Origin of the sequence: Streptomyces sp. NRRL F-2664 (assembly GCF_000719345.1) — a bacterium.
Classification (GTDB): Bacteria; Actinomycetota; Actinomycetes; order Streptomycetales; family Streptomycetaceae; genus Streptomyces.
Genome location: NZ_JOFX01000024.1, coordinates 76,767 through 94,087, shown reverse-complemented (window position 1 = coordinate 94,087; position 17,321 = coordinate 76,767). Strand labels below are relative to the sequence as shown.

The window sequence follows — 17,321 nt, the reverse complement described above, 5'->3', positions numbered from 1 at the left end:
TACCCACCCATCAAACTCGGGAAGCAGCCGGTTGTAAGGTCGAAGTGTTCAACACCCGTCAGGGCTCGTGCGACTTGCTGCGGGTCCTGACCGGGATGGATCACTCACCGCAGGGAACGGCAGGAGATATGACCGTGCAGCAGGAGGCTCCGACGGGCGGCGCCGGTGGGACGGGCGAGCCGCTTGAGGTCTGGATCGACCAGGACCTCTGCACCGGGGACGGCATCTGCGCGCAGTACGCGCCGGAGGTGTTCGAGCTGGACATCGACGGTCTGGCGTACGTGAAGAGCGCGGACGACGAGCTGCTGCAGGAGGTGGGGGCGACCACTCCGGTCCCGCTGCCGCTGCTCCAGGACGTGGTGGACTCGGCGAAGGAATGTCCGGGTGACTGCATTCACGTAAGGCGCGTTTCGGACGGGGTGGAGGTCTTCGGTCCGGACGCGGAGTGACGTTTCAAACACTCCGGGCGGCTGAGTCCGTCAGCTCCTGGCGGAATTTTCCGTCGGTCCAGCGCCACTTGGCGAGCTGCTTGGTGTCGGGGCAGCAGCGGGGGACGTCGGGGCCGGAGTAGCCGAGGAGGTCGGCGGTGACGGTCCGGTCGCGCACGGTGAGTTCCGTGGCGGTCCGGCGCTGCGGGGTGTCCAGGAGGGTGGCGACGACGCGGGGGCGGCTGCCTTCGGCGGTGTCCTGGGTGAGTACGTAGAGCGCGTGGGGCGGGGTGCCGGAGCCGGCGTCGCAGCGGACGGCCGCCACGGTTTCGGGGCGGCCGTCGCCGTCGAGGTCGCCGTGGGCGGTGGCGGTGACGGTGCGGGGTGCGCCCTTGCAGTCGAGGGGGAATGCGGCGGCCGCGGCGTCGGGGGCGGCGGCTCGGGGGCCCTTCGCGGCGGGTTCCCGGCCGGCGGCGGTGGTGCCGCTCGGGGCGGCGGGGGTTCCGGTGGCCGGCTGCACGAGTCCCGCTGCGGCGATCACGGCGGCCAGGGCGGTGGCCGTGGCGAGCCAGTGGTGGGGCCTGGTCCGGGTGTGGGCCCGGGGGGCCGTGGTTGCCGGCGTGGCGGGGGTGTGCTGCACGCGGGGTGTCTCCTGTGCGAAGGGTGACGGGGAGCCAGCATCGTGCCACATCTCACACGGGGGTGGAACGGCAGGGTCCGAGGTCGTCGCACGGGTAACGAAAAGGCGCTGCGGCACAGTTCCTCCGGGGTGGGGGGAACTGCGCCGCAGCGCCGTCGTGTTGGGTCGCACCGGGGAGCCTCGGCCGGGGCCGGGATGCGGTCCGGGGGCGTCAGGCGGAGCGGTCGCTGCCGGGGCCGTCGTAGTCCTCGCCGTAGGCGCCCTTGGCGGGGCGGCGGCGGCGCATGGGGGGCTCGACGCCGTCCGCGAGGCGGCGGGCGGTGACGAGGAAGCCGGTGTGGCCGATCATGCGGTGGTCCGGGCGGACGGCGAGGCCTTCCACGTGCCAGTTGCGGATCATCGATTCCCAGGGCTGCGGCTCGGCGAAGCAGCCGATCTCGCGGATGGACTCGACGGTCTTGGACAGCTGGGTGGTGGTGGCGACGTAGCAGCAGAGGATGCCGCCGGGGACGAGGGCCTTGGAGACGGCGTCCAGGCATTCCCAGGGGGCGAGCATGTCGAGGATGACGCGGTCGACGTCGGTGTCGGACAGGTTGTCCTGGAGGTCGCCGACGGTGAGCTGCCAGGCCGGGTGGGGGCCGCCGAAGTAGCGTTCCACGTTGGCGGTGGCGATCTCGGCGAAGTCGGCGCGGCGCTCGTAGCTGTGGAGCATGCCCTGGTCGCCGATGGCGCGCAGCAGGAAGCTGCTCAGGGAGCCGGAGCCCACGCCCGCTTCCACGACGCGGGCGCCGGGGAAGATGTCGGCGAAGGCCAGGATCTGGCCCGCGTCCTTGGGGTAGACCACGGCGGCGCCGCGGGGCATGGACAGGACGTAGTCGGGGAGCAGGGGGCGCAGCGCGAGGTACGCGACGTTCCCCGTGGTACGGACAACACTGCCTTCGGGAGCACCGATCAGCTCGTCGTGGGGGAAGGAACCCTTGTGGGTGTGGAAATTCTTCCCGGCTTCGAGCGTGAACGTGTAGTGGCGGCCCTTGGGGTCGGTGAGCTGAACCTGGTCCCCGACCTTGAAGGGCCCGCGTCGGCGGGCGGCACCGGTCGGTTCGGACATGTGACCAGTGTATTGGCTTCAGGACTGGGGCCGTGCCATGGCCTTCACGAAGGCCTTCTCGACGTCGAGGGTGGACAGGACGCCGTAGATGGCGCCGTCGGGTTCGAGGACGAGGTATTCGGTGGCGGGGGTGGCGCGGAGGTGGTCGAGGAGTGCCTCGCCGGTGAGTTCCGCGGAAACCTTCATGCCGTCGGTGAGGTCCTGGGCGAGGGTGCTGACGGCGACCCAAGGGCGGCGGTGCTCGGGGACGGAGGCGATGGCGCTCTCCCGGACGATGGCGGTGGGGTCGCCCTGGCCGTCGACGACGACGAGGGCGCGGGCGCCTGCTTCGTTGGCGCGGCGGAGGGCTTCGCTGAGGGGGGTGGTGCTCTCGACGGGGATGGCGCGGCGGGTGAGGGTGCGGGCGCGCAGTTCGGGGAGGTGTTCGCGCAGGCGGGCCATGCGGAGGCTGTTGCCGGCTCCGGTCCAGATGATGGCGGCGAGGATCGCGGCGAGGAGGGCGTCCATGACGGTGTCCATGCCGCCGATCTCGTCGGTGCGGTTGCCGAGGAGTCCGGTGTGGGTGAGGAGGGGCAGGCCCAGCAGGACGGCGACGGCGAGGGCGCGGCCGACCCAGGCGGCGGCGACGGTGCCGGCCATGGGTTTGCCGGTGATGCCCCAGATGACGGCGCGGAGCATGCGGCCGCCGTCGAGGGGGAGGCCGGGCAGGAGGTTGAAGGCGGCGACGAGCAGGTTGGAGATCATGAGGCCGGCGAGGAGGACGCCGGGGACGGTGGCGGGGTCCACGGCGTTCATGCCGAGGTAGAAGGCTCCGGCGAGGAGCAGGGAGAGCAGGGGGCCGACGAAGGCGAGGACGAATTCGCGGCCGGGGGTCTCGGTCTCCTTCTCGATCTCGGAGACTCCGCCGAAGAACTGGAGCTGGATGCGGCGGACGGGGAGTTTGAAGCGGAGGGCGGCGACGGTGTGGGCGAGCTCGTGGACGAGGACGGAGGCGTAGAAGGCGACGGCGAAGAAGAGGGAGACGAGGTAGCGGACGGGTCCGAGGTCGGGCAGGACTCGGTCGAGCTGGTCGCCGAAGACCCAGGTGATGAGGGCGGCGACGAGGAACCAGCTGGGTGAGACGTAGACGGGCACGCCGAAGGGGCGGCCCATGAGGAGTCCGCCGCCCGGTCCGGAGCGCCGCTTTTCGCGCTCGTCGGTCTGGTCGGTGTCTGCCACGTCTGTCCTTCGTTCGGTGCCGGTGGTGCGCCGGGGGTTCGCTGGGCTCGGTCGCCGGGGTCGCTGGGGTGTCGTCGTCGGGTGCGGCGGGGTCTGCGCAGCGCCTGGTGATGCTCCGATCATGCAGTGCGAGGGGGCTTTGCGTCGATGGTATGCGCGTGCTGTCGGTCGCGGGTCGTAGGGTTTTGTCCATGACGACGAGCCCCGGTGCCGCGCCCGGCGCGGCCGACGCCGCGAGCCCGGGTGCTGTGGCACCCTCTTCCCTCTCTCCTTCCCGGGCGAGCGATTTCATGCAGTGTCCGCTGCTCTACCGGTTCCGGGTGATCGACAGGCTGCCGGAGAAGCCGAGTGCGGCGGCGACGCGGGGGACGCTGGTGCACGCGGTGCTGGAGCGGCTTTTCGACCATCCTGCGCAGGAGCGGACGGTGCCGCGGGCGAAGGAGCTGCTTCCGGGGCAGTGGGAGCGGTTGCTGGGGGCGCGGCCGGAGCTGGCGGAGCTGTTCCCGGAGGGTGACGAGGGGGCCGGGCTGGCGCGGTGGCTGACGGAGGCGGAGGCGCTGGTCGAGCGCTGGTTCACGTTGGAGGATCCGACGCGGCTGGAGCCGGTGGAGCGGGAGTTCTTCGTGGAGACGGAGCTGGATTCGGGGCTGCGGCTGCGCGGGATCATCGACCGGGTGGACGTGGCGCCGACGGGTGAGGTGCGGATCGTCGACTACAAGACGGGGAAGGCGCCGCGGGCGGAGTATGCGGAGGGTGCGCTGTTCCAGATGAAGTTCTACGCGCTGGTGGTGTGGCGGCTGAAGCAGGTGGTGCCGCGGCGGCTGCAGCTGGTGTATCTGGGCAGTGGGGACGTGTTGACGTACGACCCGGTGATGGCGGATCTGGAGCGGGTGGAGCGCAAGCTGCTCGCGTTGTGGGAGGCGATCCGGGAGGCGACGCGGACGGGTGAGTGGCGGCCGCGGCCGACGAAGCTGTGCGGGTGGTGTGATCACCAGGGGTCGTGTCCGGAGTTCGGCGGTACTCCCCCGGTGTATCCGCTGCCGGTGGTGCCGCGGCCCGGGGGTGCTTCCGCGGGCAGTTAGCGGGCGGTCGCGGGGGCGGGATTTCTTGATCGTCGGGTCAGGGCAGAATGGGCGTGTCCGCCGCTGCTGTCCGACGAATACGAGGTACTGCCCGTGGCCATCCGCGTTCTCCTGGTCGACGACCAGCCACTGTTGCGCACGGGTTTCCGGATGATCCTGGAGGCGGAGGGGGACCTGGCGGTGGTCGGGGAGGCCGGGGACGGCCTGCAGGCGCTGGACCAGGTGCGGGCGCTGCAGCCGGACGTGGTGCTGATGGACATCCGGATGCCGCGGATGGACGGGGTGGAGGCGACCCGGCAGATCACGGGTCCGGGCCGGGACGGTCCGGCGAAGGTGCTGGTGCTGACCACCTTCGATCTGGACGAGTACGTGGTGGAGGCGCTGCGGGCGGGGGCGAGCGGGTTCCTGTTGAAGGACGCGCCGGCCCATGAGCTGGTGCAGGCGATCCGGGTGGTGGCGGCGGGTGAGGCGATGCTCGCGCCCAGCATCACGCGGCGGCTGCTGGACAAGTACGCGGGGCATCTGCCGTCGGGTGAGGAGCGCGTTCCGGACACGTTGGGGACGCTGACCGAGCGCGAGGTGGAGGTGCTGAAGCTGGTGTCGCGGGGGTTGTCGAACGCGGAGATCGCGGCGGACCTGTTCGTGAGCGAGACGACGGTCAAGACGCACGTGGGGCACGTCCTGACGAAGCTGGGGCTGCGGGACCGGGTGCAGGCGGCGGTGTACGCGTACGAGAGCGGGCTGGTGCGCCCGGGAGCGCAGTAGCTTTCCGGCGGTGGCCGCGCCGGGTGCAGGAGCTCGGGGTGGGGCCGGGTCGGGGACGGCCGCGGGGCCGCACGCGCGAGTCAGTCGTCGCGCGTGCGGCCCCGTGGTGTGCCGGGGTGCGGTCCCGGGGGTCAGCCCTTGCTGATCTCCCAGAAGCGGAAGACGGTCGAGGCGTCGAGGGACCACTGCAGGCCGTTGACGTTCTGGCGGGTGACGGCGTACTGCTTGCCCTGCCAGAGCGGGAGGAGCGGGAGCTCGTCGGCGACGATGTCCTGGAGCCGGTTGTAGTCGGTGTTGGCCGCGGTGCGGTCGGACTTGGCGGAGGTCGACGGGATGATCGTCCCGGTGATCTCCTTGTTGTCGTAGTTGTTGTTCAGGACGTTGCCGGGGCCGAAGAACGGCTGGGTGAAGTTGTCGGCGTCCGGGTAGTCGGGGACCCAGCCCTTGACGTAGATGCCGTACTTGCCGGCCTGGATGTCCTTCTCGTACTGCTCGTACTCGACGGACTTGACGTCGGCCTCGAAGAGGCCGCTGTCGTTGAGCTGCTTGGCGATGACCTCGAACTGCTGGTCGGTGGAGGGGCCGTAGCGGGACGGGGTCGAGTAGAGGGTGACCTTGACCTTGCCGTTGATGTTGGCGGCCTTGAGGACGGCCTTGGCCTTCTCGGGCTGCGGGCTGCCGCCGTAGCGGTCGAAGAACGGCGTGGTGTGGCCGGCGATGCCGGTGGGGACGATGGAGTACAGGGCGGTGGCGGTGCCGGCGTACACGTCCTTGACGAGGGCTTCGCGGTCCACGAGGTAGGCGATGGCTTTGCGGACGGGGAGCTTGCCGACGACGGGGTCGTTCATGTTGAAGACCATGTGCTCGACCTCGGCGCCGGTGCCCTGGACGACGTCGACCTTGTCGTCGCCGGTCTTGCTGGAGGCGAGGGCGGCGATGTCCTTGGCCGCGAGGCCGCGGAAGGCGAAGTCGACGTCTCCGCTTTCGAGGACGGTCTTGAGGCCGGCCTGGTCGCCGTTGAAGAACTTCAGGGTGACGCCGGTGTTCTTGGCCTTGGCCTTGCCCGTGTAGGACTCGTTGACGGAGAAGGTGGCGCTCTTCTCGCTGAAGGAGTCGAGCTTGTAGACGCCGGAGCCGACGGCCTTGTTGTCGGTGCGGAGCTTGTCGGCCGGGTATTCGCGGTGGTCGACGATGGAGCCGGCACCCGAGGCGATCTTGCTGGGGAAGGTGGCGTCGGAGGCCTTCAGGCGGAAGACGACGGTCTGCTCGTCGGGGGCGTCGATGCCCGCGATCGAGGAGAGCATGACGGCGGGGCCGTTCTCGTCGTTGATCTTCAGCGTGCGCTCGAAGGAGTACTTGACGTCCTTCGAGGTGAGCTCGTGCCCGTTGCTGAACTTCAGGTCCTTCTTCAGCGTGCACTTGAAGAGCTTGCTGTCGCCGCCCTCGAAGGCGCAGCTCTGGGCGGCGTCGGGCTCGGGGGTGGTGCCGCCCTTGGGGAAGCTCAGCAGCGACTGGAAGACGTTGTTGAAGAGCAGCCAGGAGCCCGGGTCGTAGCCGGATGCCGGGTCGGTGGACTTCACCTTGTCGGATATGCCCATGACCACGCCCTTGCCGCTGCCGGCATTGGAGCCATCGGTCGAACCGCAACCGCTGAGCAGCGCGGCGGCGGTGGCTGCGCCGAGCGGGGCCGCCAGCCACTGGTTACGTCGATTCACGCGAACGTCCTTCACAGTCGAACTGTTTCGTTGCTCCGGCCCGCGACATCCGCTGCCGGTCTCTGCCTTGCTCAGCCGCTTACGCCGCGGCCGAGCTCCCACAGCTGGAGGTCGGAGATGGCGTTGACCGACCACTCCACTCCGGTGATCCCGTCGCGTGCGGCGACGTACTGCTTGCCCTGCCACAGGGGCAGGACGGGTACGTCCTCGGCGACGATGTCCTGCATCTCCGTGACCGCCGGGGCGGCGACGTTACGGTCGACCGCGCGCCGGGATTCGGGGAGGAGCCTGGTGCGCACCGCGGTGTTGGCGTACGGCGTGCCCAGGAAGTTGTCCTGCTCCAGGAACGGGGCGAGGAAGTTTTCGGCGTCCGGGTAGTCGGGGAACCAGCCGAGCCCGTAGGCGGCGTGGTCGCCCTTCTTCTGCGCGGGGCGGAATTCGGACCACTCGCTGCCCTGGACGGTGATGTCGAAGAGCTGGGTGGCGTTGAGCTGGGCCTTGAGGGCTTCGAACTCGGCCGCGGTGCCGTCGCCGTAGTGGTCGCTGGTGTAGTGCAGGGTCAGCTTGACCGGGGTCTTGATGCCGGCTTCCTTCAGGAGTGCGGCGGCCTTGGGCGTGTTGGCGTCGCCGTACTTGTTGTAGAAGGAGTTGACGTGGCCGGTGACGCTGGTGGGGACCAGCGAGTAGAGCGGCTGGGCCGACTTGCCGTAGACCTTGGAGATGAGCGCGCTGCGGTCGACGGCCGCGGCGAGGGCCTGGCGGACGGCCTTGTCCTTGACGACGGGCGCGTCGGTGTTGAAGCCGATGTAGCGGATCTCCAGGCCGGGCATCGGGACCAGCTTGACGCCCTTGGGCGGGTTGGCGTTCAGCTCGTTGATCTGGGCGGGCGACAGGGTGCGGGAGACCATGTGGATCTTCCCGTCGGTGAGGGCCTTGCCCATGGTCGCGGAGTCGGGGTAGGTGCGCAGCTCGACCTTGTCGTTCTGCAGCTTGAGGTCGCCCTTGTAGTGGGGGTTCTTGCTGAAGACGGCGCGGACGAGGCGGTTGTCCTTGACCTCGGCCTTCATGGTGTAGGGCCCGGAGCCGGCGACCTCGAAGCCTTCGCGGAGCTTCTTGGCGTCGTAGTCCTTCTCGCTGACGATGCCCGCGGCGGGGGTGGAGAGCTTGAAGGGGAACGTCGCGTCCGGGGTCTTCAGGTGGAAGACGACGGTGTCCTCGCCCTTGGCCTCGACGCGGTCGAGGGTGGAGAGGAGGGAGGAGGGGCCGTTCTCGTCCTTGATCGCGCGGACGCGGTCGATGGAGAACTTGACGTCCTTGGCGGTGAGGGGATCGCCGTCGGCGAACTTCAGGCCGGGGCACAGGGTGCAGCGGTAGCTCTGGTTGCCGGAGTCGGTGAAGCGGCAGGCGGAGGCCGCTTCGGGGACGGGCTGGCCGCCGCCGCGCGGGGTGTGCATCAGCGTCTGGACGGTCTGGCGCAGGATGTTCCAGGCGCCGGCGTCGTAGGCGTAGGCCGGGTCGAAGGGGGCGGGAGCGAAGTCTGCGGCCTCGAACCGGTCGGTGGTCCCGACGACGATCGCTGCGGATCCTGCTCCTCCGCCGCTCGCGGTGCCGCATGCGGCCAGCGCGGGGGTGAGCAGTCCGGCCGCGGCCGTCAGCACCATGGTCTTGCGGTTCATGCTGGAAGTACTCCCTGTAACCGGCACTTGCTCAAAGCGGTGTGAAGGGCACTTCGCGGCGGTCGCCCGTTCGGGGCGGAACGATCGGGCCGGATGTTGTGACGATCGGTCCACGCGGTTCCGGCACAGGGGTGTGTGTCCGGGACGGCTGGGTGCGGCGCAGTGCCCGGCTCGACACTAGTGGCCCGGGACGGGATGGCTGGAACTGGCCGGACTTGGGGCGTAATCGCACCGTGATCGGAGCGAACTGCCTGTTCAACCACAGGGCTGCGCAGATTCGGTCACGGGCTGATCAATGCGGACACATGGGAAGCCGCGTGGGGCCGGGGACAGGGCCGTCGGGGCTGTGACGCGTGACCAAGGTCACTCTGTGCAACTGCCGGAGAGAGGATGGAATTTCAGCCTCCGGGGCATACGACGGAAGATCCTTCCGCCAGAGCGGGGATCGACCGCGTTTCCGTTCGGCACGGAGCGTATTGAGGGGATTCCGAAGCGTGGTGATGCATACCGATGTGGGGCGCTGCATGCCGATGTGTCCCTGAGGGTGGCGCAGTCGCCACGCCGGCCCCGTCGTCACTGTGGGTGATGCGGACCGTCAGTTCAGCGGGACGATGAGGGACCGCAGGAACGCCAGGTCGACGTCCTCCAGCGAGCGGACGACCGTGCGCCCCGGAGCCGGTTCGATGACGCCGACCGACGGCACCGCCACCACCCGGCAGCCCGCGGCCTCGGCGGCCGCGACACCGGTGCTGGTGTCCTCGATGACGGCGCACCGCGAGGGGTGGGCCCCCAGGGTCTGCGCCGCGAGCAGGTACGGGTCGGGGTGCGGCTTGGTACGGGCGACCTCGTCGCCGGCGACCGTCATGGTGAAGCGGTCGCGGCCCAGGGTGAGCAGGACCCGGTCGATGACCCGGCGGTGCGAGGCGGAGACGAGGGCGGTGGGCACGTTGTGGCGGGCCAGCTCGCTCAGCAGCCGCTCGGCGCCGGGCATCAGGGGGACCTGGTCGGCGATGCGCGCCTCGAAGCGCTCGTTGAGCAGGACGCTCAGCTCGGCGATGCCGATGGCGGCGCCGGTCGCCTCGATGAGGAAGCCGGCGCTGCGGGTCATGGGGCCGCCGACGACCACGTCGCGCCACGCGTCCTCCAGACGGTGGCCGAGTTCGCGGAAGACCTCCGCCTCGATCTCCCACCAGAAGCCCTCGGTGTCCACCAGGGTGCCGTCCATGTCGAGCAGTACCGCCTGCAGGGCCGAGCCGTCGGCCGTGCGGGTGACCGGGGCGGGAACGGTGCTCGTCATGCGCGTACCTCTCGTAGGGGACGAGAAGGCCGGTCACCTCTTCCCACGGGGCATCCCCCGGGGAACAGGCGACCGGCCTGTATGGGACCGACAAGTGTACGTCGGCGGAGGTCAGCGTGCGTTGAAATACTTCGCTTCGGGGTGGTGGATCACGATCGCGTCGGTGGACTGCTCCGGGTGGAGCTGGAACTCCTCCGAGAGGTGGACGCCGATCCGCTCCGGCTGGAGGAGGTCGGCGATCTTCGCACGGTCCTCCAGGTCGGGGCAGGCGCCGTAGCCGAGGGAGAAGCGGGCACCGCGGTACTTCAGGTCGAACATGTCCTCGACCCTGGCCGGGTCCTCGCCGCCGAATCCGAGCTCGGCCCGGACGCGGGCGTGCCAGTACTCGGCCATGGCCTCGGCGAGCTGGACCGACAGGCCGTGCAGCTCCAGGTATTCGCGGTAGGAGTCGGACTCGAAGAGCTTGGCCGTGGCCTCGCCGATCTTCGAGCCGACGGTGACCACCTGGAGGCCGACGACGTCGGTCTCGCCGGACTCCTCGGGCCGGAAGAAGTCCGCGAGGCACAGACGGCGGCCGCGGCGCTGGCGGGGGAAGGTGAAGCGGGTCCGCTCGTTGCCGTCGTCGTCGAGGATGATCAGGTCGTCGCCCTTGGAGACGCAGGGGAAGTAGCCGTAGACGACGGCCGCCTCCAGCAGGTTCTCGGTGTGCAGCTTCTCCAGCAGGCCGCGCAGGCGCGGGCGGCCCTCGCTCTCCACGAGCTCCTCGTACGTGGGCCCGCCCGCGCGGGCCTGCTTCAGGCCCCACTGGCCCTTGAAGAGGGCTCCCTCGTCCAGCCAGGAGGCGTAGTCCTTGAGCGGGATGCCCTTGACCACCCGGGTGCCCCAGAAGGGCGGGGTGGGCACCGGGTTGTCGACGGCGACGTCCGAGCGGCCGCCGGGCTCCTGCGGCTCCTCCACCTGGAGGGGTGTGTCCCGCTTGGCGACCCGGCGCTGCTTGAGCTCGGGCAGGGCGGCGCCGGGCACGCCGCGCTTGACGGCGATGAGGGCGTCCATGAGGCGCAGGCCCTCGAAGGCGTCGCGGGCGTAGCGGACCTCGCCCTCGTAGATCTCGTGGAGGTCCTGTTCGACGTAGGCGCGGGTGAGGGCGGCGCCGCCGAGGATCACCGGGTAGTCGGCGGCCAGCTTGCGCTGGTTGAGCTCCTCCAGGTTCTCCTTCATGATCACGGTCGACTTCACGAGCAGGCCGGACATCCCGATGACGTCGGCCTTGTGCTCCTGGGCGGCTTCGAGGATCGCGGAGACGGGCTGCTTGATGCCGATGTTGACGACGTTGTAGCCGTTGTTCGTCAGGATGATGTCGACGAGGTTCTTGCCGATGTCGTGGACGTCGCCGCGGACGGTGGCGAGGACGATGGTGCCCTTGCCGTCGTCGTCCGTCTTCTCCATGTGCGGTTCGAGGTGGGCCACGGCCGTCTTCATGACCTCGGCGGACTGCAGGACGAAGGGGAGCTGCATCTGGCCCGAGCCGAAGAGCTCGCCGACGACCTTCATGCCCTCCAGGAGGGTGTCGTTGACGATGTCGAGGGCGGGGCGCGTCAGCAGGGCCTCGTCGAGGTCGGCCTCCAGGCCGTTCTTCTCGCCGTCGACGATGCGCTGCCGCAGCCGCTCCTCCAGGGGCAGGGCGAGCAGTTCCTCGGCGCGGCCCGCCTTCAGCGACTTGGTGTTGACGCCCTCGAAGAGGGCCATCAGCTTCTGCAGCGGGTCGTAGTCCCCGGTGCGCCGGTCGTAGATCAGGTCGAGGGCGGTGGAGACCTGCTCCTCGTCGAACCGTGCGATGGGCAGGATCTTGGAGGCGTGGACGATGGCCGAGTCCAGGCCGGCCTTGACGCACTCGTCGAGGAAGACCGAGTTCAGCAGGACGCGGGCGGCCGGGTTCAGGCCGAAGGAGATGTTGGAGAGGCCGAGGGTGGTCTGGACCTCGGGGTGGCGGCGCTTGAGTTCGCGGATCGCCTCGATGGTGGCGATGCCGTCGCCTCGGGACTCCTCCTGGCCGGTGCAGATGGTGAAGGTGAGCGTGTCGATGAGGATGTCCGACTCGCGGATCCCCCAGTTGCCCGTGAGGTCTTCGATGAGGCGTTCGGCGATGGCGACCTTGTGCTCGGCGGTGCGGGCCTGGCCCTCCTCGTCGATGGTCAGCGCGATCAGCGCGGCGCCGTGCTCCTGGGCCAGCCGGGTGACCTGGGCGAAGCGGGAGTCGGGGCCGTCGCCGTCCTCGTAGTTGACCGAGTTGATGACCGCGCGGCCGCCGAGCTTCTCCAGGCCCGCGCGGATGACGGCGACCTCGGTGGAGTCCAGGACGATCGGGAGGGTGGAGGCGGTGGCGAAGCGGCCGGCGAGTTCCTCCATGTCGGCGACGCCGTCGCGGCCCACGTAGTCGACGCAGAGGTCGAGCATGTGCGCGCCCTCGCGGATCTGGTCGCGGGCCATCTCGACGCAGTCGTCCCAGCGGGCCTCCAGCATGGCCTCGCGGAACTTCTTGGAGCCGTTGGCGTTGGTGCGCTCGCCGATCGCCATGTACGAGGTGTCCTGGCGGAAGGGCACGGTCTGGTAGAGGGAGGCGGCGCCGGGCTCGGGCCGCGGGTCGCGCGGGGCGACCTGCGTGCCGCGGACCCGCTCGACGACCTGACGCAGGTGCTCGGGGGTGGTACCGCAGCAGCCGCCGACCAGGGACAGGCCGTACTCGCGGACGAAGGTCTCCTGGGCGTCGGCGAGCTCGGGGGCGGTCAGCGGGTAGTGCGCGCCCTGCTTGGTCAGGACGGGCAGGCCGGCGTTGGGCATGCAGGAGAGCGGGATGCGGGCGTTGCGCGCGAGGTAGCGAAGGTGCTCGCTCATCTCGGCGGGGCCGGTGGCGCAGTTCAGGCCGATCATGTCGATGCCGAGGGGCTCCAGGGCGGTGAGGGCCGCGCCGATCTCGGAGCCCAGCAGCATGGTGCCGGTGGTCTCGACGGTGACGGAGCAGATCAGCGGGACCTGGACGCCGAGGGCCTCCATGGCGCGGCGGGCACCGATGATGGAGGACTTCGTCTGCAGGAGGTCCTGGGTGGTCTCGACGAGCAGTGCGTCGGCGCCGCCGGTGAGGAGGCCCTCGGCGTTGGTCTGGTAGGCGTCGCGGATCTGCGCGTAGGTGATGTGGCCGAGGGTGGGCAGCTTGGTGCCGGGGCCGATGGAGCCGAGGACCCAGCGCTGCTGTCCGGTGGAGGCGGTGAAGGCGTCGGCGACCTCGCGGGCGATGCGGGCGCCGGCCTCGGAGAGCTCGAAGTTGCGTTCGGCGATGTCGTACTCGGCGAGGGCGGCGTGGTTGGCGCCGAAGGTGTTGGTCTCGACGCAGTCCACGCCCACCGAGAAGTACGCCTCGTGCACCGTGCGGACGATGTCCGGGCGGGTGATGTTGAGGACCTCGTTGCAGCCTTCGAGCTGCTGGAAGTCGTCGAGGGTGGGGTCCTGCGCCTGGAGCATCGTTCCCATGGCTCCGTCGGCGACGACCACGCGGGTCGCGAGTGCCTCCCGGAGGGCATCGGCCCGGGTCTGGGTGTCGGCGGGCGGGTTCGGCAACGAGGCCATGAGTGCTCCCTGGGATGCGACGGCTGTCGGCTTTGCACCCCCGCTGTGTCAAGGGTGCACGCGGCCAGGGTAACCGCGCGGCACCGGCCCCGGTGTGGGTGTCCCACGTGGCGGACTGCATTCTGTGGCGGGTGCTTGCCGTGGGTGTCCCGGTGGCGGTACGGCGAACAGATCACCGACGGTGCACAAGGTCGACATCGACCGATACTGTTCAGCATTGTCGAACCACGTCAAGATGGTTGTTGAACCGAAGGTCAGCAGGAGGCTGCGCGATGGCACGGAACATCCAGTCGCTCGAACGAGCCGCTGCGATGCTGCGACTCCTGGCGGGCGGGGAGCGCCGGCTGGGCCTCTCGGACGTGGCGTCCTCGCTCGGGCTGGCCAAGGGCACGGCCCACGGCATCCTGCGCACCCTTCAGGCCGAGGGCTTCGTGGAGCAGGACCCGGCCTCCGGGCGCTACCAGCTGGGCGCCGAGCTGCTGCGCCTGGGCAACAGCTATCTGGACGTGCACGAGCTGCGCGCCCGCGCCCTGGTGTGGACGGACGACCTGGCCCGGGCGAGCGGCGAGAGCGTGTACGTCGGCGTGCTCCACCAGAGCGGGGTGCTGATCATGCACCACGTGTTCCGTCCGGACGACAGCCGCCAGGTGCTGGAGGTCGGGGCCATGCAGCCGCTGCACTCGACCGCGCTGGGCAAGGTGCTGTCGGCGTACGACCCCGTCGCGCACGCGCAGGCGATGGAGGTGGACCGGGACCCGTTCACCCCGCGCACGGTCACGGACGCCGCGGGCTTCGAGGAGATCCTGGGGCTGACCCGGGCCCGCGGGTGGGCAGCCGATGTCGAGGAGACGTGGCAGGGCATCGCCTCGGTGGCGGCGCCGATCCACGACCGGCGCCGGATGCCGGTGGGCGCGGTGGCGGTGGCCGGCGCCGTGGAGCGGGTCTGCGGCGAGGCCGGGGAGCCCCGGGCGGCGCTCGTCGCTTCGGTGCGGGACTGTGCGCGCGCGGTTTCGCGCGACCTCGGTGCAGGCCGGTTCTGACCCTTCTTTAGCAGGCTTCGGCCACCACCTGGCCCCCTTCTGACCATTTTTCGGCCTATCCCGACCTTCAGTTGGCCGGTTTTGGCTGATCGCACGTGCCGGTAACGATCCGGAACATTGGCCCGGCCGACCCTTGACGCATTCTTCACCTGGGCGGAAAACTGCCGTTCACCGGTCGACATTGTCGAACACCTACCGGCAATACGCGCTAGGATGCGACAAGGCCAAGGACCGGTGCAGCACTCACCGAGTGCGCGGAACCACCGGAGGGACCCGGTTTCCGCCCACCCCTGGACGTACGTAAGGAGTCGCGGGTGTCCAGCTCCGACATCTTCATCGGCGAGACCATCGGTACCGCCCTGCTCACCCTTCTCGGCGGTGGCGTCTGCGCCGCAGTGACACTCAAGAGCTCCAAGGCCCGCAACGCGGGCTGGCTCGCGATCACCTTCGGCTGGGGCTTCGCGGTCCTGATCGCGGCCTACGTCTCCGCACCGCTCTCCGGTGCGCATCTGAACCCGGCGGTCACCGTCGGCCTCGCCGTCAAGACCGGCGAGTGGGGCGACGCGCCCGTCTACTTCGCCGGCCAGCTGCTGGGCGCCATGCTCGGCGCGGTGGTGATGTGGGTGACCTACTTCGGTCAGTTCCGCGCGCACCTCTCCGACCCCGAGCACATCCGCGACGCCAAGCTCGGCCCCGAGGACCCGCACCCGCACGACGTCGCCGGCCCGGTGCTCGGCGTCTTCTCCACGGGCCCCGAGATCCGCAACGTCGTGCAGAACCTCGCGACCGAGATCATCGGCACCGCCGTCCTGGTCCTGGCGATCCTGACGCAGGGCCTGCAGGACGGCGGCAAGGGGCTCGGTGTCGTCGGCGTCCTGATCACGTCCTTCGTGGTCGTCGGCATCGGCCTCTCCCTGGGTGGTCCGACCGGCTACGCCATCAACCCGGTCCGCGACCTCGGACCCCGAATAGTCCACGCCCTGCTGCCGCTCCCGAACAAGGGCGGCTCCGACTGGGGCTACTCCTGGATCCCGGTGGTCGGCCCGCTCGTCGGTGCCGTGCTCGCCGGCGGTCTGTACAACATCGCGTTCGCCTGATCAGCACCTGCCGCGCTCGTAAGATCCGCACCGCACGCCTGATTCCGCCTACTCACCAGACCTGCCAGGAGCAGCCATCATGACCAGCAGCACCGGCCCCTTCATCGCCGCGATCGACCAGGGCACCACCTCCTCGCGCTGCATCGTCTTCGACCGCGACGGCCGCATCGTCGCCGTCGACCAGAAGGAGCACGAGCAGATCTTCCCCAAGCCGGGCTGGGTGGAGCACGACGCCACCGAGATCTGGACCAACGTTCAGGAGGTCGTCGCCGGCGCCATCGCCAAGGCCGAGATCACCTCCGCCGACGTCAAGGCGATCGGCATCACCAACCAGCGCGAGACCACGCTGCTGTGGGACCGCCACACCGGCGAGCCGGTCCACAACGCGCTGGTCTGGCAGGACACCCGCACCGACGCCCTCTGCAAGGAGCTCGGCCGCAACGTCGGCCAGGACCGCTTCCGCCGCGAGACCGGCCTGCCGCTGGCCAGCTACTTCGCCGGCCCGAAGGTCCGCTGGCTCCTCGACAACGTCGAGGGCCTGCGCGAGCGCGCCGAGGCCGGCGACATCCTCTTCGGCACCATGGACTCGTGGGTCATCTGGAACCTCACCGGCGGCGCCCAGGGCGGTGCGCACGTCACCGACGTCACCAACGCCTCGCGCACCATGCTGATGAACCTGCACACCCTCGCCTGGGACGAGAAGATCGCGGAGTCCATGGGCGTCCCGCTCAACGTGCTCCCGGAGATCAAGTCCTCCGCCGAGGTCTACGGCCACGTGAAGGAAGGCGTCCTCGCCGGCGTGCCGGTCGCCTCGGCGCTCGGCGACCAGCAGGCCGCCCTGTTCGGCCAGACCTGTTTCGCCGAGGGCGAGGCGAAGTCCACGTACGGCACCGGAACGTTCATGCTCATGAACACCGGCGACAAGATCATCAATTCCTACAGCGGCCTGCTGACCACGGTCGGCTACCAGATCGGCGACCAGAAGCCGGTCTACGCCCTGGAGGGCTCCATCGCCGTCACCGGCTCGCTCGTCCAGTGGATGCGCGACCAGATGGGCCTGATCAAGTCCGCGGCCGAGATCGAGACCCTGGCCCTCTCCGTCGAGGACAACGGCGGCGCCTACTTCGTCCCGGCCTTCTCCGGCCTGTTCGCCCCGTACTGGCGCTCCGACGCCCGCGGTGTGATCGCCGGCCTCACCCGGTACGTCACCAAGGCGCACATCGCCCGTGCCGTCCTGGAGGCCACGGCCTGGCAGACCCGCGAGATCACCGACGCCATGACCAAGGACTCGGGCGTCGAGCTCGCCGCCCTCAAGGTCGACGGCGGCATGACCTCCAACAACCTGCTGATGCAGACGCTCTCGGACTTCCTGGACGCCCCCGTGGTGCGCCCGATGGTCGCCGAGACCACCTGTCTCGGCGCCGCCTACGCCGCCGGCCTGGCCGTCGGCTTCTGGCCCGACACCGACGCCCTGCGCGCCAACTGGCGCCGTGCGGCGGAGTGGACCCCGCGGATGCCCGCCGAGCAGCGGGAGCGCGAGTACAAGAGCTGGCTCAAGGCCGTCGAGCGGTCCATGGGCTGGGTCGACGACGAAGACGCCAGCTGACCGCACCAGCTGAGTCAATCGACGAGGA

Annotated in this window: 13 protein-coding genes; 6 read left to right on the top strand and 7 right to left on the bottom strand. The window is 69.8% G+C overall.

What is annotated here, in order from left to right:
• Window positions 1–128 precede the first annotated feature (128 nt).
• Window positions 129–449, top strand: coding sequence for a ferredoxin (locus IF89_RS0121250; protein ID WP_030770353.1), 321 nt, complete (start codon window positions 129–131; stop codon window positions 447–449).
• A 4-nt stretch (window positions 450–453) separates the two neighbouring features.
• On the opposite strand, the gene IF89_RS0121245 is transcribed toward IF89_RS0121250, so the two are convergent.
• The 3 genes from IF89_RS0121245 to IF89_RS0121235 all read right to left on the bottom strand — a co-directional run bounded on the left by IF89_RS0121245 (window position 454) and on the right by IF89_RS0121235 (window position 3,517).
• Complete coding sequence (locus tag IF89_RS0121245; RefSeq protein WP_030770350.1) at window positions 454–1,068, bottom strand: hypothetical protein; 615 nt, start codon at window positions 1,066–1,068, stop codon at window positions 454–456.
• Window positions 1,069–1,279: 211 nt separating this feature from the next.
• Window positions 1,280–2,176 (bottom strand): tRNA (adenine-N1)-methyltransferase, encoded by an 897-nt coding sequence (locus IF89_RS0121240; protein WP_030770348.1) that lies wholly within the window; start codon window positions 2,174–2,176, stop codon window positions 1,280–1,282.
• Between the two features lie 18 nt (window positions 2,177–2,194).
• Entirely contained in the window at window positions 2,195–3,517 is a 1,323-nt protein-coding gene (locus tag IF89_RS0121235; protein WP_234327835.1) for a site-2 protease family protein, read from the bottom strand.
• Window positions 3,518–3,585: 68 nt separating this feature from the next.
• Here IF89_RS0121235 and IF89_RS0121230 point away from each other — a divergent pair, with 68 nt between their 5' ends.
• Window positions 3,586–4,476, top strand: a complete 891-nt coding sequence (locus IF89_RS0121230; RefSeq protein ID WP_199820538.1) for a RecB family exonuclease — start codon at window positions 3,586–3,588, stop codon at window positions 4,474–4,476.
• Window positions 4,477–4,569: 93 nt separating this feature from the next.
• On the top strand, window positions 4,570–5,241 hold the full coding sequence (locus IF89_RS0121225; protein WP_030770338.1) for a response regulator: 672 nt from the start codon (window positions 4,570–4,572) through the stop codon (window positions 5,239–5,241).
• A gap of 131 nt (window positions 5,242–5,372) precedes the next feature.
• Here IF89_RS0121225 and IF89_RS0121220 read toward each other — a convergent pair whose 3' ends face one another.
• From IF89_RS0121220 to metH, 4 genes are all read right to left on the bottom strand, one after another.
• Window positions 5,373–6,956: an ABC transporter substrate-binding protein gene (locus tag IF89_RS0121220; protein WP_030770334.1), complete on the bottom strand. Its 1,584-nt coding sequence runs from the start codon at window positions 6,954–6,956 to the stop codon at window positions 5,373–5,375.
• A 71-nt stretch (window positions 6,957–7,027) separates the two neighbouring features.
• Window positions 7,028–8,632 (bottom strand): ABC transporter substrate-binding protein, encoded by a 1,605-nt coding sequence (locus IF89_RS0121215; protein WP_030770333.1) that lies wholly within the window; start codon window positions 8,630–8,632, stop codon window positions 7,028–7,030.
• Between the two features lie 595 nt (window positions 8,633–9,227).
• Window positions 9,228–9,929 (bottom strand): HAD family hydrolase, encoded by a 702-nt coding sequence (locus IF89_RS0121210; protein WP_030770329.1) that lies wholly within the window; start codon window positions 9,927–9,929, stop codon window positions 9,228–9,230.
• A 111-nt stretch (window positions 9,930–10,040) separates the two neighbouring features.
• The gene (metH, locus tag IF89_RS0121205) at window positions 10,041–13,550 is read right to left on the bottom strand and encodes a methionine synthase (protein ID WP_030770326.1); all 3,510 of its coding nucleotides are present in this window, start codon (window positions 13,548–13,550) and stop codon (window positions 10,041–10,043) included.
• Between the two features lie 272 nt (window positions 13,551–13,822).
• On the opposite strand from metH, the gene IF89_RS0121200 reads away from it, so the two are divergent.
• From IF89_RS0121200 to glpK, 3 genes are all read left to right on the top strand, one after another.
• Complete coding sequence (locus IF89_RS0121200) at window positions 13,823–14,590, top strand: IclR family transcriptional regulator (protein ID WP_030770323.1); 768 nt, start codon at window positions 13,823–13,825, stop codon at window positions 14,588–14,590.
• Window positions 14,591–14,904: 314 nt separating this feature from the next.
• A complete protein-coding gene (locus IF89_RS0121195; RefSeq protein WP_030770322.1) occupies window positions 14,905–15,687 on the top strand; it encodes an MIP/aquaporin family protein in 783 nt (260 codons plus the stop codon).
• 79 nt (window positions 15,688–15,766) lie between these two features.
• The gene (gene glpK, locus IF89_RS0121190; RefSeq protein ID WP_030770319.1) at window positions 15,767–17,293 is read left to right on the top strand and encodes a glycerol kinase GlpK; all 1,527 of its coding nucleotides are present in this window, start codon (window positions 15,767–15,769) and stop codon (window positions 17,291–17,293) included.
• Window positions 17,294–17,321 lie beyond the last annotated feature (28 nt).

Bases quoted from the DNA above. Each gene is read 5' to 3' on its own strand.
- IF89_RS0121250 (WP_030770353.1), top strand. From the start codon at position 129: ATGACCGTGCAGCAGGAGGCTCCGACGGGCGGCGCCGGTGGGACGGGC.
- IF89_RS0121240 (WP_030770348.1), bottom strand. From the start codon at position 2,176: ATGTCCGAACCGACCGGTGCCGCCCGCCGACGCGGGCCCTTCAAGGTC.
- IF89_RS0121235 (WP_234327835.1), bottom strand. From the start codon at position 3,517: ATGATCGGAGCATCACCAGGCGCTGCGCAGACCCCGCCGCACCCGACG.
- IF89_RS0121230 (WP_199820538.1), top strand. From the start codon at position 3,586: ATGACGACGAGCCCCGGTGCCGCGCCCGGCGCGGCCGACGCCGCGAGC.
- IF89_RS0121215 (WP_030770333.1), bottom strand. From the start codon at position 8,632: ATGAACCGCAAGACCATGGTGCTGACGGCCGCGGCCGGACTGCTCACC.
- IF89_RS0121210 (WP_030770329.1), bottom strand. From the start codon at position 9,929: ATGACGAGCACCGTTCCCGCCCCGGTCACCCGCACGGCCGACGGCTCG.
- metH (WP_030770326.1), bottom strand. From the start codon at position 13,550: ATGGCCTCGTTGCCGAACCCGCCCGCCGACACCCAGACCCGGGCCGAT.
- IF89_RS0121200 (WP_030770323.1), top strand. From the start codon at position 13,823: ATGGCACGGAACATCCAGTCGCTCGAACGAGCCGCTGCGATGCTGCGA.
- glpK (WP_030770319.1), top strand. From the start codon at position 15,767: ATGACCAGCAGCACCGGCCCCTTCATCGCCGCGATCGACCAGGGCACC.